At 38.1% G+C, this 25,338-nt stretch carries 24 protein-coding genes; 21 read left to right on the plus strand and 3 right to left on the minus strand.

Going from position 1 to position 25,338, the window contains the following annotated elements:
* Positions 1-7: 7 nt before the first annotated feature.
* From yidA to NY10_RS01635, 13 genes are all read left to right on the plus strand, one after another.
* Positions 8-838 carry a sugar-phosphatase gene (yidA, locus tag NY10_RS01575; protein WP_058918343.1) on the plus strand — a complete coding sequence of 277 codons (831 nt, stop codon included), beginning with the start codon at positions 8-10 and terminating at the stop codon, positions 836-838.
* A gap of 32 nt (positions 839-870) precedes the next feature.
* Positions 871-1,869: a signal recognition particle-docking protein FtsY gene (gene ftsY / locus NY10_RS01580; protein ID WP_058918344.1), complete on the plus strand. Its 999-nt coding sequence runs from the start codon at positions 871-873 to the stop codon at positions 1,867-1,869.
* 192 nt (positions 1,870-2,061) lie between these two features.
* Entirely contained in the window at positions 2,062-3,675 is a 1,614-nt protein-coding gene (locus NY10_RS01585; protein WP_058920194.1) for a PTS transporter subunit EIIC, read from the plus strand.
* Between the two features lie 200 nt (positions 3,676-3,875).
* Positions 3,876-4,220, plus strand: coding sequence for a putative DNA-binding protein (locus NY10_RS01590; protein ID WP_058918345.1), 345 nt, complete (start codon positions 3,876-3,878; stop codon positions 4,218-4,220).
* Positions 4,221-4,236: 16 nt separating this feature from the next.
* Positions 4,237-5,661 (plus strand): signal recognition particle protein, encoded by a 1,425-nt coding sequence (gene ffh, locus NY10_RS01595; protein WP_058918346.1) that lies wholly within the window; start codon positions 4,237-4,239, stop codon positions 5,659-5,661.
* 128 nt (positions 5,662-5,789) lie between these two features.
* Complete coding sequence (gene rpsP / locus NY10_RS01600; protein ID WP_058918347.1) at positions 5,790-6,062, plus strand: 30S ribosomal protein S16; 273 nt, start codon at positions 5,790-5,792, stop codon at positions 6,060-6,062.
* Positions 6,063-6,076: 14 nt separating this feature from the next.
* Complete coding sequence (locus tag NY10_RS01605) at positions 6,077-6,319, plus strand: KH domain-containing protein (RefSeq protein WP_058918348.1); 243 nt, start codon at positions 6,077-6,079, stop codon at positions 6,317-6,319.
* Between the two features lie 132 nt (positions 6,320-6,451).
* Positions 6,452-6,967, plus strand: coding sequence for a ribosome maturation factor RimM (gene rimM / locus NY10_RS01610; RefSeq protein ID WP_058918349.1), 516 nt, complete (start codon positions 6,452-6,454; stop codon positions 6,965-6,967).
* Positions 6,967-7,704: a tRNA (guanosine(37)-N1)-methyltransferase TrmD gene (gene trmD / locus NY10_RS01615; protein WP_058918350.1), complete on the plus strand. Its 738-nt coding sequence runs from the start codon at positions 6,967-6,969 to the stop codon at positions 7,702-7,704. Before rimM ends, trmD begins: the two co-directional genes overlap by 1 nt.
* Before the next feature lie 148 nt (positions 7,705-7,852).
* The gene (rplS, locus tag NY10_RS01620) at positions 7,853-8,197 is read left to right on the plus strand and encodes a 50S ribosomal protein L19 (protein WP_058920195.1); all 345 of its coding nucleotides are present in this window, start codon (positions 7,853-7,855) and stop codon (positions 8,195-8,197) included.
* A 354-nt stretch (positions 8,198-8,551) separates the two neighbouring features.
* The gene (locus tag NY10_RS01625; protein ID WP_058918351.1) at positions 8,552-9,121 is read left to right on the plus strand and encodes a GNAT family N-acetyltransferase; all 570 of its coding nucleotides are present in this window, start codon (positions 8,552-8,554) and stop codon (positions 9,119-9,121) included.
* Positions 9,122-9,500: 379 nt separating this feature from the next.
* Positions 9,501-9,938, plus strand: a complete 438-nt coding sequence (locus NY10_RS01630) for a hypothetical protein (RefSeq protein WP_058918352.1) — start codon at positions 9,501-9,503, stop codon at positions 9,936-9,938.
* Between the two features lie 32 nt (positions 9,939-9,970).
* The gene (locus NY10_RS01635; protein WP_058918353.1) at positions 9,971-10,399 is read left to right on the plus strand and encodes an OsmC family protein; all 429 of its coding nucleotides are present in this window, start codon (positions 9,971-9,973) and stop codon (positions 10,397-10,399) included.
* A gap of 65 nt (positions 10,400-10,464) precedes the next feature.
* Here the strand turns inward: NY10_RS01635 and NY10_RS01640 are convergent, their stop codons facing one another.
* Positions 10,465-10,956 carry a YajQ family cyclic di-GMP-binding protein gene (locus tag NY10_RS01640; protein WP_058918354.1) on the minus strand — a complete coding sequence of 164 codons (492 nt, stop codon included), beginning with the start codon at positions 10,954-10,956 and terminating at the stop codon, positions 10,465-10,467.
* 172 nt (positions 10,957-11,128) lie between these two features.
* Here NY10_RS01640 and NY10_RS01645 point away from each other — a divergent pair, with 172 nt between their 5' ends.
* A complete protein-coding gene (locus NY10_RS01645; RefSeq protein ID WP_058918355.1) occupies positions 11,129-12,025 on the plus strand; it encodes a YitT family protein in 897 nt (298 codons plus the stop codon).
* A gap of 53 nt (positions 12,026-12,078) precedes the next feature.
* Here NY10_RS01645 and NY10_RS01650 read toward each other — a convergent pair whose 3' ends face one another.
* A complete protein-coding gene (locus NY10_RS01650; RefSeq protein WP_058918356.1) occupies positions 12,079-12,891 on the minus strand; it encodes a Cof-type HAD-IIB family hydrolase in 813 nt (270 codons plus the stop codon).
* A 133-nt stretch (positions 12,892-13,024) separates the two neighbouring features.
* Here NY10_RS01650 and NY10_RS01655 point away from each other — a divergent pair, with 133 nt between their 5' ends.
* The 4 genes from NY10_RS01655 to clpB all read left to right on the plus strand — a co-directional run bounded on the left by NY10_RS01655 (position 13,025) and on the right by clpB (position 18,406).
* Entirely contained in the window at positions 13,025-13,786 is a 762-nt protein-coding gene (locus NY10_RS01655; RefSeq protein ID WP_058918357.1) for a prolyl oligopeptidase family serine peptidase, read from the plus strand.
* A gap of 86 nt (positions 13,787-13,872) precedes the next feature.
* Positions 13,873-14,214, plus strand: a complete 342-nt coding sequence (locus tag NY10_RS01660) for a metal-sulfur cluster assembly factor (RefSeq protein WP_058918358.1) — start codon at positions 13,873-13,875, stop codon at positions 14,212-14,214.
* A 168-nt stretch (positions 14,215-14,382) separates the two neighbouring features.
* Positions 14,383-15,576: a polysaccharide pyruvyl transferase family protein gene (locus tag NY10_RS01665; RefSeq protein ID WP_058918359.1), complete on the plus strand. Its 1,194-nt coding sequence runs from the start codon at positions 14,383-14,385 to the stop codon at positions 15,574-15,576.
* A gap of 208 nt (positions 15,577-15,784) precedes the next feature.
* Entirely contained in the window at positions 15,785-18,406 is a 2,622-nt protein-coding gene (gene clpB, locus NY10_RS01670; RefSeq protein ID WP_058920196.1) for an ATP-dependent chaperone ClpB, read from the plus strand.
* Between the two features lie 59 nt (positions 18,407-18,465).
* Here the strand turns inward: clpB and NY10_RS01675 are convergent, their stop codons facing one another.
* A complete protein-coding gene (locus tag NY10_RS01675) occupies positions 18,466-18,657 on the minus strand; it encodes a YjzD family protein (RefSeq protein WP_058918360.1) in 192 nt (63 codons plus the stop codon).
* Between the two features lie 150 nt (positions 18,658-18,807).
* Between NY10_RS01675 and dnaE the strand changes: the two genes are divergently transcribed.
* The 3 genes from dnaE to pyk all read left to right on the plus strand — a co-directional run bounded on the left by dnaE (position 18,808) and on the right by pyk (position 25,144).
* A complete protein-coding gene (gene dnaE, locus NY10_RS01680) occupies positions 18,808-22,146 on the plus strand; it encodes a DNA polymerase III subunit alpha (protein WP_058918361.1) in 3,339 nt (1,112 codons plus the stop codon).
* A 209-nt stretch (positions 22,147-22,355) separates the two neighbouring features.
* A complete protein-coding gene (pfkA, locus tag NY10_RS01685) occupies positions 22,356-23,318 on the plus strand; it encodes a 6-phosphofructokinase (protein ID WP_058918362.1) in 963 nt (320 codons plus the stop codon).
* A 68-nt stretch (positions 23,319-23,386) separates the two neighbouring features.
* A complete protein-coding gene (pyk, locus tag NY10_RS01690; protein WP_058918363.1) occupies positions 23,387-25,144 on the plus strand; it encodes a pyruvate kinase in 1,758 nt (585 codons plus the stop codon).
* Positions 25,145-25,338: the final 194 nt, after the last annotated feature.

The raw sequence follows: 25,338 nt of genomic DNA on the forward strand, positions 1-25,338 counted from the left end.
TCATTAAATGATTAAATTAATTGCCATTGATTTAGATGGAACATTATTAACCAAAGACCGTACCATTTCAGATGAGAACAAGTCTGCCATAAAGAAAGCCAAAGAATTAGGTGTCAAGGTCGTTTTATGCACAGGAAGGCCTCTTTTAGGAATGGTTCATTATTTAGAAGAGTTGAATCTACGGGAAATCGGAGATTACGGGATCACATATAATGGCGGATTGGTTCAAAAAACAGATACAGGCGAAATAGTATCTCAAAAAACACTCACACAAGTAGAGGTCCAAGAATTGTATCGGTTAAGCCAAGCCATCAATGTACCGTGTAATTTCATAGATTTAGAACAAATCTATGAGCCTCCATACCCTAAGAATCGGGATTCACTTTATCCAACGGTCATGAATGCCTTGCCATACGTACCCGTTATGATGGATGAATTAGCTGAAGATGCAGCGATCAATAAAGTGGTTTTTTGTTATGAACAACAAGAACTAGATGAAGCTATCGATAAAATCCCAGAAGCCTTTTTTGAAAAGTATACAATCATGAAATCCAGACCGATTCTATTGGAAATGATGCATAAGGAAGTCGATAAAGGAAAAGGCATCGCAATACTGTGTGATTTGCTAGGCATTAAAGCAGATGAAGTGATGGCGTTAGGAGATGAAGCTAACGATCATGCGATGATCGAATTTGCTGGGCTCGGTGTTGCGATGGAAAATGCAACGGCCGAAATCAAAGAATCCGCTCAATTTATCACTAAAAATAATGATGAACACGGCGTCGCACATGCAATCAATAAATTTGTTTTACAAAAGGTAGACAGCATGAGCAAATAGTCGTATCAAAAGCAGGGAACGGGGGAAATAGAATGGGATTGTTTGATAAAATAAAACGAGCTTTTATAGGCGAAGAGCAGATTGAACAGACTGAGGTCACTGAGAAATATGAAAAAGGTCTGGAAAAAACACGAAAATCATTTTCGCAACGAATGAACGAACTATTTGCCAATTTCAGAACAGTAGATGAAGATTTTTTTGAAGATTTAGAAGAAATTCTGATTGGAGCAGATGTGGGGTACGAAGCGACAATGGAAATCAGTGACGCTTTACGCCAAGAAGTAAAATTTAAAAATGCTAAATCTGAAGGTGAAGTTCAGCAAGCCATCATTGAAAAAATGGTCGAAATTTATGAAAAAGACAATACAGAAAAACCGACGATTCATTTGAATAACGATGGTCTAACTGTTATTTTAGTCGTCGGCGTAAATGGTGTCGGTAAAACAACGACTATTGGGAAAATGGCGCATCTTTATCAAAAAGAGAATAAGAAAGTCGTATTAGCTGCTGGTGATACTTTTCGGGCTGGGGCAATCGAACAGCTTGTAGTATGGGGTGAACGTGTAGGAGCAGATGTGGTGACAGGCAAAGCAGGTGGCGATCCAGCAGCGGTTGTATTTGATGCCATACGCCAAGCTAAGCAGCAAGGAGCAGATGTATTATTGGTAGACACTGCTGGACGTTTGCAAAATAAAGTAAACTTGATGAATGAATTAGAAAAAATGAAACGAATCATCGAAAAAGAAGTACCCGGCGGGCCTCAAGAAGTCTTACTGGTTTTAGACGCTACCACCGGCCAAAATGCAATGGTACAGGCTAAGCAATTTAAGCAAACAACGAACGTTACTGGGCTAGTTTTAACCAAGCTGGATGGAACAGCTAAAGGTGGGATCGTTTTAGCGATTCGAAAAGAATTGGATATTCCTGTCAAATATGTGGGGTTAGGTGAAAGTGTAGATGACTTGCAAGAATTTGATCCAAATGAATACATTTATGGTTTGTTTAGCGAATTAATTCAAAAATCGTTATAAATGAAGTCAAAAGACTATTCTATCAGTGGCTTTCCTTTATAAAATGTGGTATTATTTAAATTGCGTTTCCAAAAGTTTCTGCCCTCTAATGGTTTTTTTTTAGAGAGTAGAAGCTTTTTGGTTGGAAGTTTTTGGAAATGCAAGCACTTATTTTCATTATTAAAGCAACAAAATTATTGAGGAGGAAGTATGTTGAAAGATAAAGTTTTTGAAACACTGCAAAAACTAGGCAAAACGTTTATGTTGCCGATTGCTTTGTTGCCGGTTGCAGGGTTGATGTTAGGAATTGGAGCATCTTTTACTGGAGCATCATTTGTTGAGTTATATAATTTAGAAGGTATTTTAGGGGATGGAACGTTCCTTTATAAATTTCTGACCGTTTTGAAAGATTGCGGAGAAGTTATCTTTAATAACTTGCCGTTGCTTTTTGCTATCGCAGTAGCACTTGGTATGGCTAAAGCGGCTAAAGAAGTTGCTGCTTTATCTGCCGGAGTAGCGTATTTGATGATGTATGCTTCTTTGACGAGTACCATTGCAAACTTTGGCAACTTAGAAGAGCTGCAAGCTATCCCTGGTTTGATCAGTAGTACGCTAGGTTTCGAAAACACGATGAACACAGGAGTTTTTGGCGGTATTATTATTGGATCTATCGTAGCGTTCTTACACAACCGGTATTATAAGATCGTTTTACCAGATGCTCTTTCATTCTTTAGTGGAACGCGTTTCATACCAATCGTTTCTGCTTTTGCAGCGGTTATCGTTGGAATGATTTTAGCTGTTGCTTGGCCATACGCTGCTTCAGGAATCGCATGGTTGGGTTCATTGGTAGCAGATTTAGGGTATATCGGAACCTTTATTTACGGTTTTGTTTACCGAGCTTTGATTCCTCTTGGATTGCACCATGTCTTTTACTTGCCATTTTGGCAAACAGCACTTGGCGGAACTGCAGAAGTTGGAGGACAATTGGTTGAAGGAGCACAAAACATTATTTTTGCTCAATTAGCTGCTGGTGAAGTTGTTGATCCAGAAGCTGCTAAATTCTTCTCAGGTATGTTCCCGTTCATGATTTTTGGTTTCCCAGCTGCAGCTTTTGCTATGTACAAATCAGCGAAACCTGAACGTAAAGGTGATGTCAAAGGGTTGATGATGTCTTCTTCTCTTACATCTATTTTCACAGGAATCACTGAACCGCTTGAATTTTCATTCTTATTTGCTTCTCCATTTCTATACTTTGGAGTCCACTGTGTACTAGCAGCATTTTCATTTGTCTTAATGCATTTCTTGCAAGTCGGAGTCGGTTTAACATTTTCTGGAGGGTTGCTTGACTTTGTTTTATACGGTATTTTACCAGGACAAGGACTTACAAACTGGATTCCAGTAGTGATAGTCGGAATTGTCTACGCAGTTGTTTATTATAGTGTGTTCCGCTTCTTTATTTTGAAATTTGACTTAAAAACACCGGGTCGTGAAGATGAAGTTGTTGAATCAAAACTATATACAAAAGCTGATTACCAAGCTAAAAAAGCTGGTGAAAAAGGAGATCAAGCAACATCTGTTGATTCCCCTGAAGACCGTTTATCTTTTGATATTATCGAAGGATTAGGCGGCGAAGATAATTTAATCGAAGTAGACAACTGCGCAACTCGTTTGAGAGTAACCATTAAAAATGGTGAATTGGTCAATCAGAACCAATTGAAAGCAACTGGTGCTGCTGGTGTAGTGGTTAAAGGAAACAACGCTCAAGTTATCTATGGACCTAAAGTGTCTAATATTAAATCGAATATAGATGAGTATCTTAAAAAATAAGCAATTGTTTGAAGGAAAGAAGGCCTTTTTAAAGGGTCTTTTTTCCTTTTTTGCACGTTAAAGAGACAAAAGAGAGAATGATTGAAAATCATGAGAAAACAGCTTAAACCTATTGACTATTCAAGGGATAATGAGTACGCTTAAGTAGTGTGTAAACGAAAATCACTTGACAATGGTTCAGAACAGAAAGAAGGGATAATGTGGAAATAGAACGAACGAATCGTATGAATGCATTATTCGATTTTTATGGCTCTTTATTGACTGAAAAACAGAGAAGTTATATGCTTTTGTATTTTGCTGATGATTATTCACTAGGCGAAATAGCGGAAGATTTTGACGTGAGTCGTCAAGCAATTTATGATAATATTCGACGAACAGAGCAGATTCTAATGGAATATGAGCGGAAGCTGCACTTGTTAGATAATTTTAATCAGTCAGAAAAAACCATTAACGAGCTTTCGCTTTATATAAAAGATCACTACCCTAAAGATGAAACATTGCAAGGATTTGTCCGAAGGTTAAAAAAAGATACAGATGATGAATAAAGGAATGGTGAATTGAATGGCATTTGAAGGTTTATCCGAACGTCTCCAAAATGCGATGGCAAAAATGCGTCGCAAGGGGAAAGTATCAGAAACTGATGTAAAAGAAATGATGCGCGAAGTGCGTCTGGCTTTGTTAGAAGCAGATGTTAACTTTAAAGTAGTAAAAGATTTTGTGAAAACAGTTAGCGATCGTGCAGTGGGAGCAGAAGTATTAGAAAGTCTTTCACCAAGCCAGCAAATTATTAAAATCGTTAGCGAAGAGTTGACCGAATTAATGGGTGGCGAACAAAGTACCATCCAAATGGCACCAAAAGCTCCGACAGTTGTGATGATGGTAGGTCTGCAAGGGGCAGGGAAAACGACAACCGCTGGAAAATTAGCAAATCATTTAAGAAAAACACAAAATAAAAGACCAATGATGATAGCAGCCGATATTTATCGACCAGCTGCTATTCAACAATTAGAAACATTAGGCGAACAACTAGATATTCCGGTCTTTTCTATGGGAGATCAAGTCAGCCCAGTAGAAATTGCTAAACAAGGGATTCAAAAAGCAAAAGATGAACACCGAGATTTTGTTATCATTGATACAGCTGGACGTCTGCAAATTGACGAAACATTAATGGCAGAATTATCAGATATCAAATCAGTAGCCAATCCAACGGAAATTTTCTTAGTCGTTGACGCTATGACAGGACAAGAAGCTGCCAATGTAGCGGCGTCCTTTAATGAACAACTAAACATCACGGGAGTTATACTGACGAAATTAGACGGGGACACTCGTGGTGGTGCAGCTCTTTCTATTCGTTCAGTGACCGGTAAGCCAATAAAGTTTGTTGGTCAAGGGGAAAAACTAGATGCCCTAGAGCCGTTTTATCCAGACCGGATGGCTAACCGTATTCTGGGCATGGGAGATATGCTGTCTTTAATCGAAAAAGCTCAAGAAGACTTCGATGAGAAGAAAACAGAAGAAATGGCTAAAAAAATTAAAGAAAATAGTTTTGATTTTAATGACTTTATTGAACAGATGGATCAAGTCAGCAACATGGGTCCTTTAGAAGATATCCTTAAAATGATTCCAGGTATGAGCAACGCACCGGGGCTTGAGAACTTGCAATTGGATCCTAAAGATATGGCTCGTATGAAAGCTATTGTTTTATCTATGACTCCGAAAGAACGGGAAAACCCTGATCTTTTATCACAAAGCAGAAGAAGACGTATCGCACGGGGTTCTGGGCGACCAATCGCTGAAGTCAATCGTATGATCAAGCAATTTAATGAATCTAAAAAAATGATGAGCAAAATGTCTAAAGGCAACTTTGATGGTATGGACGGCATGTTTGGCCAAGGTGTTAAAGGCAAAATAGGCAAAATGGCTATGAATTCAATGGTTCGTAAAAACAAGAAAAAAGTTAAGAAAAAAAATAAAAAGAAACGGTAATTCGTTCTTTTGTCATTTTTCAGCTAAAGAAAAATAAAAAAATGTGCTGTAAAGAAAAAACACTTTACAAGCTTATAAATTACTGTTAATATACTTATTGAGAGATAGTTAATGGAGGTGTAAGAAATATGGCAGTAAAAATCCGCTTAAAACGCATGGGTTCTAAAAGAAATCCATTTTACCGTATGGTAGTTGCAGATGCACGTGCTCCACGTGATGGACGTTACATCGAACCTGTTGGAACATACAACCCAGTTGTTAGCCCGGCAGAAGTAAAATTGGACGAAGAATTAGTATTGAAATGGTTAGCCGACGGTGCTCAACCTTCTGATACAGTTCGTAACATCCTTTCAAAAGAAGGTATTATGAAAAAATTCCACGATTCAAAAAACAGTAAATAAAAAGGATGAGGACTATGGCTGACATGAATGAATTAATTCTTACCATTGTTCGCCCTCTTGTAAGTCATCCTGAAGAACTAGCACTTGTTACTGTAGATTCTGAAGAGTTTTTAGAGTATCATTTATCGGTTCATCCGGATGATATCGGGCGCGTAATTGGGAAAAAAGGTCGCGTAGCAAAAGCGATTCGTACAGTTGTCTATAGCGTTAAAGTTTCAGGACCGAAACGTGTCAGGCTAACAATTGTCGATAGCTAGTATTCTTGAAAGAATCAAACCATTTCTTTTAGAAATGGTTTTTTCTTTTGCCTTTACTACTTTTTAGCCACCGCTAAAAGAAACATATGGTACAATTACAACGATTAAACTAAAAAGCAAATGAGGGATATTGTGGCTGATTTATATAATGTAGGGAAAATAGTAAATACTCAAGGAATCAAAGGTGAAGTGCGGGTAATTTCAAGAACAGATTTCCCCGATAAGCGGTACAAAAAAGGTTCGAAATTATTGCTTGAACAAGAGGGTAAACAAAGTATTGAATTAACGGTAGCAAGCCATCGAAAACATAAAACATTTGATATTCTTTCGTTTGAAAACCATCCATCGATCAATGATGTTGAGAAGTACCGTGATGGAATTTTAAAAGTAACGGAAGATCAACTGGGAGAGTTGCCAGAGAATGAATATTACCTTCATCAAATCATCGGCTTAACGGTTCAAGATGAAGAAGGGACAAAAATCGGGAAAATTACGGAAGTATTGTCTCCAGGGGCAAACGATGTTTGGGTCATTCAACGCTCAGAACAAAAAGATCTTTTAATTCCATATATTGAAGACGTGGTGTTAAAGGTTGATTTAGAGCAGCAATTGGTTACCATACATGTTATGGAAGGGTTATTAGATTAATGAAGATTGATGTTTTAACGCTTTTCCCCAGAATGTTTGAAGGCCCTCTGACTGAATCGATTATAGGAAAAGCAATTGAGAGGCAATTGTTGGATGTTACCGTAATGAATTTCCGTGATTTCTCTGAAAACAAACACCGCAACGTTGATGATTATCCTTATGGCGGCGGTGCTGGTATGTTATTAACAGCACAGCCTATTTTCGGAGCTTTGGACACCATTCAAGCAGAAAACCCGGAAACAAAAAAACGGGTCATTTTACTCGATCCAGCAGGGGTGCCTTTTACTCAATCCGTCGCTGAGGAATTAGCTGAAGAAGAGCATCTAGTGTTTATCTGCGGCCATTATGAAGGGTATGATGAACGTATTCGCTCTTTAGTAACCGATGAGGTTTCTTTAGGCGATTATGTTTTAACAGGCGGAGAATTAGGCGCTATGGTTATGATTGATGCTACAGTTCGATTGTTGCCAGAAGTACTCGGAAATGAAGAATCTGCTAAAACCGATTCGCATTCTACAGGGCTGCTGGAACATCCGCAATACACCAGGCCGGCAGATTATCGCGGTATGAAAGTTCCGGACGTTTTGCTCAGTGGCAACCATAAAAAGATTGCTGAATGGCAAGAAAAAGAATCGTTGCGAAGAACGTATTTTCGAAGACCTGATATGTTGGAACAGCTTGAATTAACAAAAGAACAAAAAAACTGGTTAGCCGAAATCAAGTCAGAAGAATGCTGATTTAGGATTAAAAAGAAGCAAAACTACTTTACACCCTATTCTGAATGTGTTAAACTATTTTGGTGAGTGGGTAAAGCCCACTGAAATAACGATATTCCGCTGTGTCCGAATGGAGATGCATGAATGTTTGTTGGAAGGAGAAAAAACCATGAATTTAATCGAATCAATTACTAACGAACAATTGCGCGAAGATATCCCAGCTTTCCGTCCAGGAGATACTGTTCGTGTTCACGCAAAAATCGTTGAGGGTACAAGAGAACGTATCCAATTATTTGAAGGCGTTGTAATCAAACGTCGTGGTGCTGGAATTAGCGAAACTTATACAGTTCGTAAAATTTCTAATGGCGTAGGTGTTGAACGTACTTTCCCATTACACACTCCACGTGTAGCTCAAATTGAAGTTGTACGCTTTGGTAAAGTCCGTCGTGCTAAATTGTATTACTTACGTGCTTTACACGGTAAAGCAGCTCGTATCAAAGAAGTTAGAAGATAATCATTTTTTGACTATCTATCTAAGCACAAAAGAAAAAGTCCTTGTCTATCAAGGGCTTTTTCTTTTTGTACTTTTTTCTAAACCTATCATACTTGACCACTTTACCTTAGATTGCTCTAGGTCGTTTAGAGAGGTAAAAAGTTAAAGTAAAAAAGCTGACAAAACGTTTAAATAGTTTTTTAGACAATCGTCTCTATAGTTAATAGCTGTTCTATTAACTATAGAAGATGTGACAACACTACATGAAACTGCTAGAATATGTTGGAGCGAAACTCTTCAACTTGTCTCATGTTTTGCTCTGTTGTTCAACATTAGACGAAGTTAAAAAAGATAGATAGTAAAGGAGCTATGAAAATGTTAGATAAAAAAATACCCTATGTTGAAATTTGGATGAAACGATCAGCTGGTTTGCCCATAAGAGAAAAAAAGCTGCCAGAAGAGTTTAAAATTACTACTTATCAATTGGAGGATGAAAAAGCTTGGGCTGAAATTGAATGTTCAGTTTTAGAGTTTGAGGAGATAAAGGATGCACTTGCATACTTTGATAAGTCTTTTGCCCCTTATCCAGAAGAATTAAAAAAAAGAATGCTGTTTATCGAAACAGAAGATGGAGAAAAAGTCGCTACTTGTAGTGCTTGGTGGAAAGAGGTCGCCGGAAAGAAAGTTCCAATCCTTCATTGGTTAGCAGTTAAACCAGAGTTTCAAGGGCATGGTTTAGCTACCGTTTTAGTAAGTGAAGTGACCAAATTATTACAAAAATACGGTGAAAATCAACCGATTTATCTACATACTCAAACATGGAGCCACGCAGCGATTGGCTTATACGAATCGTTTGGCTATCAACTGGTGAAAGAAAATATAGATGGATCTGTTAATCCAAATTATCTGCAAGCTATGATGATTTTAGAACGTTTAAAGAAGTGAACTTATTCAAAAGTTAGTGAAATTAAACATTAATGATACGCTGTTTTTTATACAAAACGACTCTTCAAAAACTGGTTCTTTGTCAAATTGTGTTTGCTTGTAGAAGCCCTTTGGTCTCCAAATTTTCAAGCCTCAAACGTGCGCCGTTCTTTAGGGATCAATTACGCGTGTCTGTCGCCAATGAAAGAAGTTCGGAAATTGATAGTCGATAACTAATTGCTCCTTTTCTATGTTGATGAAAATTTTCAGCAGGTTAATGTTGTTTTAGGTCACAACCGGTTAAAAAGTGAAAACTCTTTGAGAAGCTTGTATTTCATAGAATGAATACGTTATACTTAAGATGAAAATGGGATTAGAAAAAACGAAGTGAGGTATTCAAGTGACGAAAATTACAGAGCAATTTGAAGCGATATTAAGAGAGAAACAGATACCATTGGCTAAAAGACAAATTGACAATGGTCAAATTTTATACAATGGAAAGTTCCAAATCACTAAACAACATGCTTTGCCATTTGGAATCGTGTTTGATAAAGAAGAGGGAATCAGCGATTATCAAATCGTTTATCATAATTTGGCTTTTGTAACCAATTTTGATAAAAAAGCAGCTGTTTTGGAACTGTTGAATGAATTAAATGAAATGAAATCAGGGTATTACCGAATTTGTCTGGGAGCAGATGGAGAAGTTTATATGCGCTTGCTTAGCAGAACATCTAACGACGTGGTCCCGCTTTATGAGATGCTGGTAACGGGTTCGACTATTGCAAAAGCTGTTATGCCGCTTATTGAAGCAGCAGCAGGTATCTCTAAACCAGAGTAAATAAATTGGGTTATGCAAAGGAGAGAAATACGATGCCCCAATCTAAAAGTTTGTTTCATGCTGAAATGGTTAATGAACATGGAGTAGATGGAGTAGCTTATGTGAAAAACGGCGGCTTAGAAGTGACTGTATCTAGTCCAATTACTGAGGCTGCAGGCACAAATCCAGAGGAATTATTAGGGTTGTCTCTAAGTACGTGTTTAAATGCGACCATCCAATCCTTATTAAAAGCTAGAGGAAAAAACAATCAAAGCCGTGTAGAAGTTCAAGTTGATTTTATGCGAGAATCTTCTGGAATTGGTTTTTTCTTTGAAGTAGTAGGGTTAGCCCAAATAAAGGGGATGGCTCTTGAAGAAGCTGATAAACTAGTGAAAGAAGCTGAAAAACGGTGTCCTGTTTCTAAGTTATTAGCTGGAAGTCAAACGGTCACCATTAAAACAGTTGAAGCAGCTAAAGAGTAACATGCAAATAAAAAAAGAAACTTTGGCACTTAAAAGCGGTGTGCAAAGTTTCTTTTTTACGTTCATTAACGATAATTAGTAAATTGTAAAGCAATCGGAAGACTTGTTTCTCTTAGAAGAGCGATAACTTTTTGCAGATCATCTCTATTTTTTCCTGTGACACGTATTTGGTCATCTTGGATTTGGGTTTTAACTTTACTGCCGGATTGTTTGATCAATTGTGTAATCGTCTTAGCATGTTCTTTATTAATACCATTCATCAAATCAGCGGTTTGTCGAACATTTCCTCCGAATGCCGTCTCGACTTTTCCAAAATGTAAATTTTTTGAAGAAACGTCTCGTTTGATCAATTTATTCGTTAAGACATCTTTGACTTGTTCTAACTTAAATTCACTTTCTGAAACGATGATCACCTGTTCTTTTTCTGAACTGATTTCACTGATAGATCCTTTAAAATCGAAACGATTATCAATTTCTTTTTTAGTCATTTGAATAGCATTTTTAACTTCTTCCACATTTGTTTCAGAAACAATATCAAAACTAGCTTCTTTTGCCATTTTTTTCCCTCCGTATTCAGTTGATGGTTTAAATCTACTAATAGTGTACCATATTGGGAAAAGAGGCTAAAGGAAACGATTGCAGATTAAAGCTTTTTAATGCAACCGGATTCTTCTTTATTTATGCTGAGAAGCTTGCTATTCTAAAAGAGCACGAAAAAGGAGAACTGAAATGATAAAATTAAAAACACCGAACTTTTGGCTGGAACAAGCAAAAAAAATCTTTTTCGTTTTATTTGCCTCTATTACAAATGCCATTGCTTTAAATAATTTTTTAATACCTTCCAGTATTTACGCACCTGGCGTAAATGGGATTTCGCAATTATTGGCACATTTAACAACTGAATGGTTTCACTTAACGGTTGATACGGGTATTTTTATTTTACTCATCAATATCCCCATTGCTTTGTTAGGGTGGTTTAAAATCGGAAAAGATTTTACATTGTATAGTTTTCTAACCTCCCTGATGGTTTCTTTTTTCACGATTGTATTGCCTATCAGCCCGTTGACCACTGATCCTATTATGAATGCTCTATTTGGAGGCGTTATTGGCGGGGCAGGAATTGGGTTTGCATTAAAATACGGTTTTTCAACAGGCGGGATAGATATCATTTCGATGGTTTTGGCAAAAACAACGGGAAGATCAGTCGGTAGCTTATTGTTAGCCATTAACTGTTTGATTGTTATAGCAGCTGGGTTTCTAAATGGATGGCAATATGCTATGTACACGCTGCTTTCTATTTATGTAATGACCAGAGTGGTAGATATGGTCCATACGAGTCACCAGAAAGTTACTGCGATGATCGTGACTAATGATCCGGATGCTCTTATAAAAGCCATTCATGCAAAGCTGATACGAGGAATAACGGTTATTCCTGCAACAGGCGGGTATACAGGAATAGACCGATCAGTATTAATGATCGTAATCAGCAATTATGAAATGTATGAATTGGAACAAGCAGTTAAGGAAGCGGATGCAGCAGCATTTGTTAACTTTATGGGAACGAATAAAGTTCTAGGCGAATTTTTAAGTTCAGATCAACAAAAAGCTAGAAGGGACAATTCATAAAACGAACAGAAAAAAGCTTTGAACGATGTTTCAAACGTTCAAAGCTTTTTTGTTTAGATTAAACCAAGATAATCTTCTAGATAATGGGCTAAACCATCTTCTGCATTGGTTTTTTCAGTAATATCATTGGCAATATCTTTAAGAGCTTCGATTCCGTTTTGCATTACAACGCCATGACCAGCGTATTGAATCATCTCGTAATCGTTGTCTTCATCACCAAAAGCGACAATGTCTTGTTGCTTGATTCCATAGACGCTTGCGATCCGTTCAACGCCCATTGCTTTTTGAACTCCAGCAGCCACAACTTCTAAACAAGGCGATTGTCCGCCCCAAGTTCTTACTTCTACTAAATCTCCGTAGCGTTGGATAATTTTATTCGTGATGAATGCTTGATTTTCTTTTGCAGTGAAGACACAGACGGAAGTAGGGTCTTCTTTTAAATTAGCAGCAGAAAGTTTTAGAGTCTCTTTTTGGCCGTTCGGGAAAAAATCGGGATAAGGCAGATAGTTTTCATCCGCATAAACGGTGTTTTGAAGTTCGGCAGCAATTAACTGAATATCGAATTCTTTTTTCAAATCTAACATACTGAGAGCGATATCGCGATCCAATGTTTTATGGTACTGAGCAGACCATTGGGCTTCATTAGGTAAATGACATAAAGCGCCGTTAAAGTTGACCATTGGTGTATCCATTTCGAGTTGCGTGTAATAATGTTTGCTGCTGCGGTAAGGTCTGCCTGTAGCAATCGAAATGATGTGGCCGGCTTGTTTAGCCTTTTGAAAAACGGCTTGTGTTTTTAGCGTGATGTTTGATTGAGGGTTCAGTGTGGTCCCATCTAAATCAATGGCGATTAATTTTCTGTTCATGAGGGCCTCCATTTAGCACTTTTTATTTTTTTGAATGACTATTTTTTTATGTTAAACTAAAATAGTAAAGACTATATATTTATTTTACCATAAAGTTCGGAGCAATAGATAAATAATGAAATGAGGAAAACAGATGATCTCAATTAAATCGGTTACGGTAGCTGGATTGCCTTTGCTAGAAGTCGCACCTTTAGGAAAAGAAACAGATGAATTGCCTACAGTGGTTTTTTACCATGGCTGGACCAATCACAAAGAAAGTTCATTGGTCAATGGGTACGAACTTGCTAAAAGAGGGTTTCGCGCGCTTTTGCCAGAAGCCCATCTTCATGGGGAACGCAGTGCTGGCGAATTATTAGAAAAAGACAGCCCCGAGTTTTGGGATGTGATTGCACACAGTTTAGCAGAATTGCCCGTATTAAAAGATCATTATATCCAAATGGGGTTATCTGATCCAAACCGTTTTGGTGTAAGCGGACTTTCGATGGGAGGAATTACAACCTGTGCAGCTTTAACTCAATTTCCTTGGATTAAAGCCGCTGTGGTTTTAATGGGCAGTCCTTCACCCGTTTCGTTTTCAAAATGGTTGTTGTCTTCTAAATGGGTCGAAGGGATGAATGTTCCATTCAATGAAGCTGACTATGCAAAAGAATTAGCGGCACTTCAACCGATTTCATTAGATGCTCAACCAGAAGCGATTGCTGGTCGTCCGGTTCACTTCTGGCATGGTACAAAGGATGATTTAGTACCTTATCAACCCACTTTTGATTTTTATCAGTCCATTAAAGATCAACCTCATGCCGAGAATGTCAGTTTTACAACCACAGTTGGAGCGGGTCATAAAGTCCCTTATTTGACGTCTGTAGAAATGGCTGAGTTCTTTTTGAAACATTTATAATTTTTTCACAATATCTCTTTGATGTTATTTACTTTCCGTATAAGAACAAGTAAACTGAATAGTGAATACAGGAGGGGCTTAGCCAGATGGAGAATAAAAATAAACTTTGGAATACAGAAAAAGCAGCTGAAATTCATGAGCGTATTAGTGCAGCTTTGGAAAAAGTTATTGACCCTGAATTGGGAATCGATATTGTTAATTTAGGACTCGTTTATCATGTTTACCTATATGAAACAGGTCTTTGTGTGGTAGAAATGACGCTTACTACCATGGGGTGTCCGCTTGCCGATGTGATCACCAATGATATTATAGAAGCTCTAAAAGTTATTCCTGAAGTGAGGGCTTCAGAAGTAAAACTGGTTTGGTATCCTGCTTGGGATACTTCAAAAATGAGCCGTTATGCTCGTATTGCGCTAGGAATTCGTTGATGAAAAAAGAACTGTTTTGCATTCAGAAGTGAAGGCAAAACAGTTCTTTAAATTTGCCCATAAGATATAAACTGATCAACTAAGTTTCTGTACAGCTAAGCCCTCAAAATTGACACTTGTTTTTCTGGTCTTTAAAGTAATAACTATACTAGAAGGATAAGAGGGGGGATGAATTGTGAAGGTCTTTTGATTGGTGAAGTTTATTCTGAAAACCTCGGAGACGGCATCATTTGTGAAACGGTCGCTAGTTTGATTCGTAAAGAGTATCCCAACTGTACACTTGTGATGGGAGATATCTCAGGAAAAAAAGGGTATGAAGACAATCAAAACACGAAAAAATCGCATGCTAAACTGTTTAATTTTAACCGGCATTTTCACTCAGCAATTGAATATCCGCTTTATCTTCTGCTCAACAGCAGTAAAGGTAAAAAGACGTTTATTCAAGATATTTGTGATGATGATTATGATATTGCTGTATTTGCAGGCGGGCAGTTGCTATTCAATCATTTTATCATTCCTATTTCAAGGTATGTCAGAGCTTTAAGTGAAAAAGGAGTGCCAGTGGTTTTTCACTCTTGCGGATTAGGAAAAATCAAAGGGCGTCAATTAAAAGAGTTGTTAAAAAAGACATTATTAAAAGAAAATGTTATCTCAGTATCTCTGAGAGATAATTTAGAAACTTTTCAAAAAGAGATTATGAGTAATGATGAAATAGAAGTTCAACAAACTTACGATACAGCATTATGGTGCAGTGAAGAGTATGGAGTCAGAAAAGAACCAAGTGAACGAATTGGGTTGGGTGTGATGCACCTAGCTGGGCGTAAAAAACAAATGATAAAGTTCTGGTTAAACGTGGTAGCGGAATTAGATAAACAGGATTTGAAATGGCAGTTGTTTTGTAACGGCGATCCAGCAGATGAAGAATTAGCGAAAGAGATCGCTTCGTCTTATAACCGCTCGCATCCCCAAGGCAAATCAGATTTAGCAGCTCCGCGTCCGATGACAGGCGAGGATCTGGTTCGACAAATTGCTGGTTATCATTCCATTTTGTCTTTTAGATTGCACAGTCATATTGTGGCTTGTTCTCTCGGCATTCCAAGTTTAGCTGTTGGTTGGGACAAAAAAGTAAAATATTTTTTTCAAGCTATTGGACAGCCAGAACGTGTTTTTACTCATGAAGATCCTGTCTCAGAAATCGTTAAAAAGCTGGAGCAGTTAAACGGAGAAAAATACGACCTCAAAAAAATCCAGTTGCAGAAACAAGCTGTTTTGGATCAGTTGTACGATAGTATCGAAAATGCATTAACTCATCAGGTCAGAGACTCTTTTTCCGAAAAAGAGCAAAAGAAAAGTATCTGTTGAAAACTATCCAGCATTCTTTCTCGCTAAGTTTCATGAGAAAGGGTGCTGTTTTTTTGAAAAAGATAATAAAATTTGACTGGAAAATTTAAAGGGGTAAAGTAAACAGTGACCCCACTGTTTTATTAAAAATGCAGGTATGTTATTGACCAATACTGACCAAATAGATATAATAAGTTCAAGAATAAAAAGAAAAAGGGAGGAATGTATGTTGGATATTGAAAAATTAACTTCCACTATGCAGCAAGCTTTAGGCGATGCACAGAAAATAGCTGTTACAAGGCGCCATCAAGAGATAGACATTTTGCATTTGTGGAAAATATTTATGACACCGGGTCATTTTGCACGTAATTTTTATCAAAATAGCGGCGTCGACGTTACTAAATTCGAACAGCTTATTGATGAAGAACTCGATCGCTTGCCAGTTGTTGAAGGCAATACAGTTAGTTATGGCCAAACTATGAGCCAAAATCTATTTCGTTTGTTATCTGAAGCCGATCAGTTGCGAGAATCTTTCCAAGATGACTATTTAGCAACAGAAATGGTTCTGTTAGCTTTAATGAAACTAAAAAACCATGTTTTAACAAACTACTTGGATTCACAAGGAATAAAAGAAAAACAATTAAGGACGGAAATCGAACAATTGCGAGGAGGAGAGCGTGTGACGTCACAAAACCAAGAAGAAGGCTATCAAGCCCTAGAAAAATATGGCACAGACCTTGTGCAAGCCGTTAAAAGCGGAAAGCAAGATCCTGTCATTGGACGGGACGAAGAAATCCGCGATGTGATTCGTATCTTGTCGCGTAAAACAAAAAATAACCCTATTTTAATTGGTGAACCTGGAGTTGGTAAGACAGCCATCGTGGAAGGGCTAGCTCAACGAATCGTCCGAAAAGATGTCCCTGAAAACCTGAAAGACAAAACAATATTTTCTTTAGATATGGGAGCGTTGATTGCTGGAGCTAAATTTCGTGGCGAATTTGAAGAACGTTTAAAAGCTGTTTTAAAAGAAGTGAAAAAAAGCGAAGGGAAAATCATCTTGTTTATTGATGAAATCCATACTATCGTCGGCGCTGGAAAAACAGAAGGCAGCATGGATGCTGGAAACTTATTGAAACCGATGTTGGCTCGTGGTGAGTTGCATTGTATCGGTGCAACCACATTAGATGAATACCAACAATATATGGAAAAAGACAAGGCATTGGAACGCCGTTTTCAACGAGTGCAAGTCAATGAACCTTCAGTTGAAGATACCATCAGTATTTTGAGAGGATTGAAAGAACGGTTTGAAATCCACCACAGTGTGAACATCCATGATAATGCGTTGGTCGCAGCAGCTACTCTTTCTGATCGTTATATTACTGATCGGTATTTACCAGACAAAGCCATTGATTTGGTGGATGAAGCTTGTGCAACGATTCGAGTTGAAATGAATTCAATGCCGACTGAGTTAGATCAAGTAACACGACGGTTAATGCAGTTAGAAATTGAAGAAGCAGCTTTGAAAAAAGAAAAAGACGATGCAAGCAAACGAAGATTAGAGTTGTTGCGTGAAGAATTAGCTGATTTACGTGAAGAAACCAATTTATTAAAAATGAAATGGGAAACAGAAAAAGAAGAAGTTTCAAAATTGCGGGACAAACGTGCTGAGATTGAACAAGCTCGGCGTGAATTAGAAGATGCTGAAAGCAATTACGATTTGGAGCGAGCAGCAGTCTTGCGGCATGGACAAATACCAGCCTTGGAAAAAGAATTAAAAGAATTAGAAGCAGAACAGAATGAAGAACAATCCAGTTCTCAACGTTTAGTTCAAGAATCGGTTACTGAAAATGAAATTGCAGTTGTTGTTGGCCGGGTAACGGGAATACCAGTAACACGCTTAGTAAAAGGCGAACGCGAAAAATTGCTGCATTTAGCAGATACGTTACATGAACGGGTCATTGGACAAGATGAGGCTGTCGAAAGTGTCACAGATGCTGTTATTCGAGCACGAGCAGGTCTTCAAGATCCTAATCGGCCGTTGGGTTCGTTCTTATTTTTAGGGCCTACTGGAGTAGGAAAGACAGAATTAGCTAAAGCTTTAGCAGAAAATTTGTTTGACTCTCAAGACCGTATGGTACGCATCGATATGAGCGAATACATGGAAAAACATGCCGTTTCACGTTTAGTAGGGGCTCCTCCAGGTTACGTAGGTTATGAAGAAGGCGGACAATTGACAGAAGCCATTCGGCGCAATCCGTATAGTATTATTTTGCTGGATGAAATAGAAAAAGCTCATCCAGATGTTTTTAATATTTTATTGCAAGTGCTAGATGATGGACGGTTAACCGATGGTAAAGGCCGCATAGTTGATTTTAAAAATACGGTTTTAATTATGACGAGCAATATCGGCTCTTCTGTTTTGTTAGAAGGTACGGATGCAAATGGCCAAATCGATGAAGCTTCCAAAGAAGAAGTAATGGCTTTATTGAGTGCCCATTTTAAACCGGAATTTTTAAACCGAATCGATGACACGGTTCTCTTTGCTCCATTGACGATCGAAGTAGTGAAGAAAATTATTCTTAAATTGACGAATGATTTAGCAGAACGCTTGGAAGATCAAGAGATTGAGTTGTCCATTTCAGAAGAAGCTCAAAGATGGATCGCTGAAAATGCTTATGATCCAATCTATGGCGCACGTCCGTTAAAACGGTATTTAACAAAAGCTATTGAAACACCCTTAGCAAAAGAGATCATTGCTGGGAAAGTGTTGCCAAAATCCAAAGTGACCATTACGTTAGAACAAGACCACTTAGCTTTTGCACACCAACCGCTTGATGAAACCATTGATTAAAATTAAAAAATAAAAACAAAAAAAGCATCCGCAATTCAGGATGCTTTTTTTTCTTACGGCTATTCGTGAGCCGAAGTTGTGTGAACGGTTTTTGGAATAGCTTGGCCGATCAGCATGATCAAAATCGCTGAAACAAGTCCAATTAATGTAGCTGTCATAAAATCATATGAACCACCAGTTAACGAACTTCCAATGTAATTTACTGCTTGTCCGATGCAAAATCCCCAAAACAAAGTAATAATATATTTCATTTTTAAACACCCCTTCTTCCACATGTTAATTTTATCACTTAAAAAAAGATTGTAAAGCTTTAACCTTGGTTTTTCTCATTTAAAGAGTTTGCGAAACGTTCTACAGTAAGGGTATAATAGAAACGATGGAACCAGAATGGAGTGACGAAAATGTCATTTGTACATTTACAAGTTATTAGTGCCTATAGTTTATTAAAAAGTACGATTTCGATTGAAAAACTCGTTATAACCGCTAAGGAGCGTGGCTATCAAGCTATAGCGTTGACAGACCATAATGTCTTATATGGCGCCATCGATTTTTATAAAGCCTGTAAAAAACATGGAATCAAACCCATTATCGGCTTAGCACTAGAAATCAACGGTGTAGTAGATACTCAGAAAAATTATTCGCTTATTTTATTAGCTAAAAATGCAGCAGGTTACAGGAGTTTGATGGAACTGTCCAGTCAAAAAATGTTATTGGACAGAAATGAGATGCTGGATGGAAGCATATTAAAAGAGCACAGTAAAGAATTGATTGCTATTACGCCTGGAATAACCGGCGAAGCAGAATATTTTTTAATGAACCAAGAAAATACAAAAGCGAAAGACGTTATCGAACAGTACCGAGCGATTTTTCCTGAGCAGCAATTTTATGTAGGGGTTCAATTGCACGATTCTTTAAAAACCATCCAAACAGAGTTGGTGGCATTGGCGCAACAGACCGCTGTTCAAACTGTAGCTTTGGACGATGTGCGGTATTTGAATTCAGCTGATGACTTCAGTACGAAAGTATTAAGAGCTATTGACTCTGGTGAAAAGATCGATTTAGAGGGTCAAATAATGGAAGGCCCTTATGCTTTGCCTGAAAAGGTTCAAATAGTGAGCGATTTTGAAGCCGCTGGTTTACAAGAAGCTGTCAACCAAACGGAAAAGATTGCTGAACTCATTGACGTTGAAATTGAATTGCAACAACATTTACTGCCAAAGTATCCTTTACCGGAACAAATTCAGACGGCTGCGTATTTGCGTGACCGCTGTACGGAAGGCTTAGGGGAACGAGTTCCAAATTATGATGCGGTATATCAGCAGCGCCTTGATCATGAATTAGCTGTTATCCATACAATGGGTTTTGAAGATTATTTTCTGATCGTATGGGACCTCATGGCATATGCTCATGAAGAAAAAATAGTTACCGGGGCAGGAAGAGGCTCAGCGGCAGGTTCGTTGGTGTCTTTTGCATTAGGCATTACAGATGTCGATCCGATCGTCTACAATTTATTATTTGAACGTTTTTTGAATGAAGAACGCTATACGATGCCGGATATCGACTTAGACTTTCCAGACAATCGACGCGAAGAAATGCTGCAGTATGTAAAAACGAAATACGGGCAAGATCATGTGGCTCAAATTGCCACTTTTGGAACATTGGCAGCAAAAATGGCTTTACGAGATGTTGCACGAACGTTTGACCTTAGCCAAGCTGAGGCGAGCGTTTGGTCCAATGCCATTCCAAAAGTCTTAGGAATCACACTTCAAGCTGCTTATAAGCAATCCGCTTCCCTGCGAGAACTAGTGCAAAAAAGCGAAAAAAATCGTTTGTTATTTGAAACAGCACAAAAAATCGAAGGTTTGCCTAGGCACGTTTCAACGCATGCAGCCGGAGTCGTCATCAGTGACCAACGGTTAAATCGTTATTTGCCTTTACAAAAAGGCAGCGGTACGATTTATTTGACGCAATACGCTATGGGAAATGTAGAAGAAATCGGCTTGTTAAAGATGGACTTCTTAGGCTTGAAAAATCTGGCAATCATTGATCAGGCTTTAAAGCTGATCAAACGCGAGGAAAGATTAACTCTTGATTTGCTCGATCTCCCAATGGACGATCCGTTGACATTAGAAGTATTTTACAAAGCCGATACTGTCGGGATATTCCAGTTTGAATCAGCCGGTATTAAAAATGTACTGCGGAAATTAGGACCGACTTCAATTGAAGATGTGGCCGCGGTAAATGCATTGTATCGTCCTGGTCCAATGGAACAAATTGATTTATTTATTCAACGGAAAAAAGGCCAAGTTCCCATTGTTTATCCTCATGACAGCTTGAAAGAGATTTTGGAAGTCACGTATGGCGTGATGGTTTATCAAGAACAAGTCATGCAAGTAGCTTCTAAAATGGGCGGCTATACATTAGGGCAAGCCGATATTTTGCGAAGAGCCATTGGGAAAAAACAAAAAGATATTATCGACTTGGAACGAACCCATTTTGTCAATGGTGCTAAGGGTCTGGGGTATACACAAGAAGTTGCGACTCAAGTTTACGACTATATTGAACGGTTTGCCGATTATGGCTTTAATCGCTCGCATGCTGTCGCTTATGCTTTCATCGCTTACCAGATGGCTTATTTAAAAGCTCATTATCCAGCAGCTTTTTTTGTTGCATTGTTAAACTCAGCCTCAAACAACCCCACCAAAATGAAAGAATTTATTTTGGAAGCTAAAATACGAAAAATCATTTTATCGCCGCCTGATATTAACAAAAGTTTTTCGGTCTTTTCGTTAAAAGAGGGAGAAATTCAATTTGGTTTAGGGTCGATCAAAGGATTGAGAAGAGAAATGATCCTGGAGGTTATCCGCACCAGAAAAGAAACTGGAGCATTTCATGATCTGATCGACTTCCTTCGACGGATAGATGCAAAATGGCTGAAAGAAGAATACATTAAGCCGTTGATTTATACGGGGGCTTTTGATACTTTAGGCTATTCCAGAGGAGTATTGATTGCTTCTTTAGAAGGCATTTTATCGAGCATTAAATTGAGTGGCGATAACGTTGGGTTATTCGATATTTTAAAACCTAAATATGAAACGGCTGAAGATTTAACCCTTGAGGAGAAACTAGAAGCAGAAGAACACTATTTAGGAGTATATTTATCAGGACACCCTACTGAAAATTATGAAAATTTACGTTTCTTGAAACAAGCCAGTTTCGTTCAAAATCTGCAAGTCGGCAATCAAGGAAACGTTATAGGCTTAGTCAAAGCTGTTCGGAAAATCAGGACCAAAAAAGGCGAACCAATGGCATTTGTAACACTAAATGATGCTTCAGGGGATTGTTCACTAACCCTTTTCCCGCCTAAATACCGTCAATATAGCCGCTTACTTGAAAAGGGTGAAATTCTCTATGTAGAAGGGAAAGTAGAAGCTAATCGCGATCAAACGCCGCAAATGATCGTCAATCGTCTAGAAAATGTTGAACAACTCAACCAAGACCAAAGCCCAGACAGATGTTTTATTCGGATATCTTCTGAAAAAAACAACATTCAGATATTGTCTGAAATGAAAGAAACGTTAAAGCAGCATTCAGGAAACATTCCTGTTATTCTATATTACGAAGCAACCAATAAAAAAATGGTGCTGGATGAAACTGAGTGGGTCGACGGGTCAGAAATGTTACAAGAAGTTCTCAAAAAAATTATGGGTTCTAAAAATGTGGTTATCCAAAAAGGATGAAAAAAAAGAGGTTTTTTAGAAGATTTCATCATTTTACTAGGACAATCTTAGCTAAAAATGGTAGAATGACTCTGTGAGCTTAATAATTTAAGTGAGGATTAGTAGTCTGACTTAAAAGAATACTAGTAAACATGTAAAAAGTGTTTTTAACAATGGTGAAAGAATGTTTTTTACGCTAAATACACTGATTGATGAGGTGGGTTATCAAAATGAAACGTATCGCTGTTTTGACAAGTGGTGGGGACGCCCCAGGTATGAACGCAGCTGTTCGCGCAGTCGTTCGTAAAGGACTTTATGAAGGAATGGAAGTTTATGGTATCAACTATGGCTATGCAGGTTTAGTAGCCGGAGACATTCGTAAATTGACCAGAAGAGATGTTGGAGACAAAATTTCACGTGGTGGAACATTTCTTTATTCAGCTCGTTACCCTGAATTTGCAACTGAAGAAGGACAATTAAGAGGAATAGAACAGCTGAAAAAATTTGGCATTGAAGGTTTAGTAGTCATTGGCGGAGATGGGTCTTACCGTGGAGGTTTGGCTTTAGCTAAACATGGCTATCCAACGATCGGATTGCCTGGAACGATCGACAATGACATTCCGGGAACCGACTACTGTATCGGTTTTGATACAGCAATCAATACCGTTTTAGATTCAGTTGATAAAATCAGAGACACTGCAACGAGCCATGTGCGTACTTTTATCGTTGAAGTAATGGGCCGTAATGCAGGAGACATTGCTTTGTGGACCGGTGTTGCTGGCGGAGCAGAACAAATCATCATTCCAGAAAAAGAATTTAATATGGAAGAGGTTGCCAGCACGATACAAAAAGGACGCGAACGAGGTAAAAAACACAGCATTATTATTCTGGCTGAAGGCGTAATGAATGGCAATGATTTTGCTGAGAAACTATCTGAATATGGAGATCATCATGCACGCGTGACTGTCTTAGGACATGTGCAGCGTGGCGGTTCTCCTACAGCTCGTGACCGTGTGCTTGCAAGCATTTTTGGCGCTAAAGCAGTTGACCTTCTGAAAGAAGGCAAAGGCGGTTTAGGCTTAGGTATTATTGGTAGTAAAATTGTGGAAAATGATTTTGAAGATCTTTTACAAAATCAAAAACATATGCCTGATGTATCTCTGTATAAATTGAATCAAGAAATTTCTTATTAAGTTAACGAAATTTCCTATTAATAATGTGTATAAGATTTTAAAAAATGTTTATTGGGAGAGATTGCAGAATGAAAAAAACGAAAATAGTATGTACAATTGGTCCAGCTAGTGAAACAGTTGAGTTATTAGTTCAAATGATCGAAGCGGGAATGAACGTAGCTCGTTTAAACTTTTCACATGGTGACTTTGAAGAACACGGTGCTCGTATCAAAAATATTCGTGAAGCTTCAAAAATTGCTGGGAAAATGGTCGCTATCTTATTAGATACGAAAGGACCAGAAATTCGTACGCATAATATGAAAGATGGTCGAGTTGATTTTGTTTCTGGAGACGTTGTTCGTATTGCGATGGACGAAGTTGAAGGAACAAAAGAAAAATTTTCAGTTTCTTATCCTGATTTGATCAATGATGTTCACCCCGGTTCACATATTCTTTTAGATGATGGTTTGATCGATTTAGAAGTAACAGATATTGATCACGAAAATCGTGAATTGGTTACTGTAGCTAAGAATGGTGGAGTACTAAAAAATAAAAAAGGTGTTAACGTACCTGGCGTATCTGTAAACTTACCAGGAATTACAGATAAAGATGCTGCTGATATTCGTTTTGGTTTAGAAAACGATGTTGACTATATTGCAGCAAGTTTTGTTCGTCGTCCAAGTGATGTTTTAGAAATCACTGAAATCTTAGAAGAAAAAGATATGACGCATGTTCAAATTATTGCTAAGATCGAGAACCAAGAAGGTGTTGATAACATTGATGAAATCTTGAAGATTGCTGACGGTGTTATGGTAGCTCGTGGAGATTTAGGTGTGGAAATTCCAACTGAGGAAGTTCCTATCGTTCAAAAAGCGTTGATCCAAAAAAGTAATGCTTTAGGCAAACCTGTTATTACAGCTACTCAAATGTTGGATTCAATGCAAGAAAACCCGCGCCCAACACGTGCAGAAGCTAGTGACGTTGCGAATGCTATTTTTGACGGCAGCGATGCAATCATGCTTTCTGGCGAAACAGCAGCGGGAGACTATCCTGTAGAAGCTGTTCAAACAATGGCACGTATTGCTATCCGCACCGAAGAAGCACTGATAAATCAAGACGCTTTCGCGTTGAAAGCTTACAGTGAAACAGATATGACTGAAGCTATTGGACAATCAGTTGGCCATACAGCACGTAACTTAGATATTCATACTATTGTAGCGGCTACAGAATCTGGCCACACTGCTCGTATGATCTCTAAATACCGTCCAAAAGCAAATATCGTGGCAGTAACGTTCTCAGAACGTCAAATGCGCGGATTAGCACTTTCATGGGGCGTTTATCCAACAGTTTCTAAAAAACCGTCATCGACTGATGATATGTTTAACTTAGCTACCACTATCGCTCAAGAAGGCGGCTTTGCTAAAGAAGGCGACCTGATTATTATCACAGCTGGTGTACCGGTTGGCGAACGTGGAACAACTAACTTAATGAAAATCCAATTGATTGGTTCGAAGTTAGTTAGCGGACAAGGAATTGGTACTGAATCAGTTATTGGTAAAGCTGTTGTAGCGGCTTCTGCTGAAGAAGCAAATGCAAAAGCTGTTGAAGGTAGTATTTTAGTTGTGAAAACAACCGATAAAGACTACTTACCAGCAATTGAAAAATCTGCAGCTTTAGTTGTTGAAAATGGTGGTTTAACAAGCCATGCAGCCGTTATCGGTATTGCTATGGGCATTCCAGTGATTGTAGGAGCAGAAAATGCTACTTCATTGGTTAATCCAGATGAATTAATTACAGTTGATTCTCGTCGTGGAATTGTTTACCGTGGAGCAACAACAGCCATCTAATCAGTTAAAACTTAAGATAATTTTACAAAAGGTGCTCCCCCATCAGAAAGCTTGTTTCTCTGAGAGGGGAGCTTTTTTTGTAGACCATAGATGACATAATACAATTATGGTAAACTAGATAGACGTGGATGTTGAAAAGTAAAGTTTCAACCTTTCATTCCTAAGTTTTTTGCTATAAAATGAAAGAGAAAAAT

Source organism: Carnobacterium sp. CP1 (genome assembly GCF_001483965.1).
Lineage (GTDB): Bacteria > Bacillota > Bacilli > Lactobacillales > Carnobacteriaceae > Carnobacterium_A > Carnobacterium_A antarcticum.

Coding starts and splice junctions, on each gene's coding strand:
- rpsP (WP_058918347.1), top strand. CDS start 5,790: ATGGCAGTAAAAATCCGCTTAAAACGCATGGGTTCTAAAAGAAATCCA.
- NY10_RS01640 (WP_058918354.1), bottom strand. CDS start 10,956: ATGGCAAAAGAAGCTAGTTTTGATATTGTTTCTGAAACAAATGTGGAA.
- NY10_RS01635 (WP_058918353.1), top strand. CDS start 9,971: ATGCCCCAATCTAAAAGTTTGTTTCATGCTGAAATGGTTAATGAACAT.
- NY10_RS01650 (WP_058918356.1), bottom strand. CDS start 12,891: ATGAACAGAAAATTAATCGCCATTGATTTAGATGGGACCACACTGAAC.
- dnaE (WP_058918361.1), top strand. CDS start 18,808: ATGTCATTTGTACATTTACAAGTTATTAGTGCCTATAGTTTATTAAAA.
- NY10_RS01625 (WP_058918351.1), top strand. CDS start 8,552: ATGTTAGATAAAAAAATACCCTATGTTGAAATTTGGATGAAACGATCA.
- ffh (WP_058918346.1), top strand. CDS start 4,237: ATGGCATTTGAAGGTTTATCCGAACGTCTCCAAAATGCGATGGCAAAA.
- NY10_RS01655 (WP_058918357.1), top strand. CDS start 13,025: ATGATCTCAATTAAATCGGTTACGGTAGCTGGATTGCCTTTGCTAGAA.
- ftsY (WP_058918344.1), top strand. CDS start 871: ATGGGATTGTTTGATAAAATAAAACGAGCTTTTATAGGCGAAGAGCAG.
- trmD (WP_058918350.1), top strand. CDS start 6,967: ATGAAGATTGATGTTTTAACGCTTTTCCCCAGAATGTTTGAAGGCCCT.
- NY10_RS01605 (WP_058918348.1), top strand. CDS start 6,077: ATGGCTGACATGAATGAATTAATTCTTACCATTGTTCGCCCTCTTGTA.
- rplS (WP_058920195.1), top strand. CDS start 7,853: ATGAATTTAATCGAATCAATTACTAACGAACAATTGCGCGAAGATATC.
- pyk (WP_058918363.1), top strand. CDS start 23,387: ATGAAAAAAACGAAAATAGTATGTACAATTGGTCCAGCTAGTGAAACA.
- NY10_RS01665 (WP_058918359.1), top strand. CDS start 14,383: ATGAATTGTGAAGGTCTTTTGATTGGTGAAGTTTATTCTGAAAACCTC.
- NY10_RS01645 (WP_058918355.1), top strand. CDS start 11,129: ATGATAAAATTAAAAACACCGAACTTTTGGCTGGAACAAGCAAAAAAA.
- NY10_RS01675 (WP_058918360.1), bottom strand. CDS start 18,657: ATGAAATATATTATTACTTTGTTTTGGGGATTTTGCATCGGACAAGCA.
- NY10_RS01660 (WP_058918358.1), top strand. CDS start 13,873: ATGGAGAATAAAAATAAACTTTGGAATACAGAAAAAGCAGCTGAAATT.
- pfkA (WP_058918362.1), top strand. CDS start 22,356: ATGAAACGTATCGCTGTTTTGACAAGTGGTGGGGACGCCCCAGGTATG.
- yidA (WP_058918343.1), top strand. CDS start 8: ATGATTAAATTAATTGCCATTGATTTAGATGGAACATTATTAACCAAA.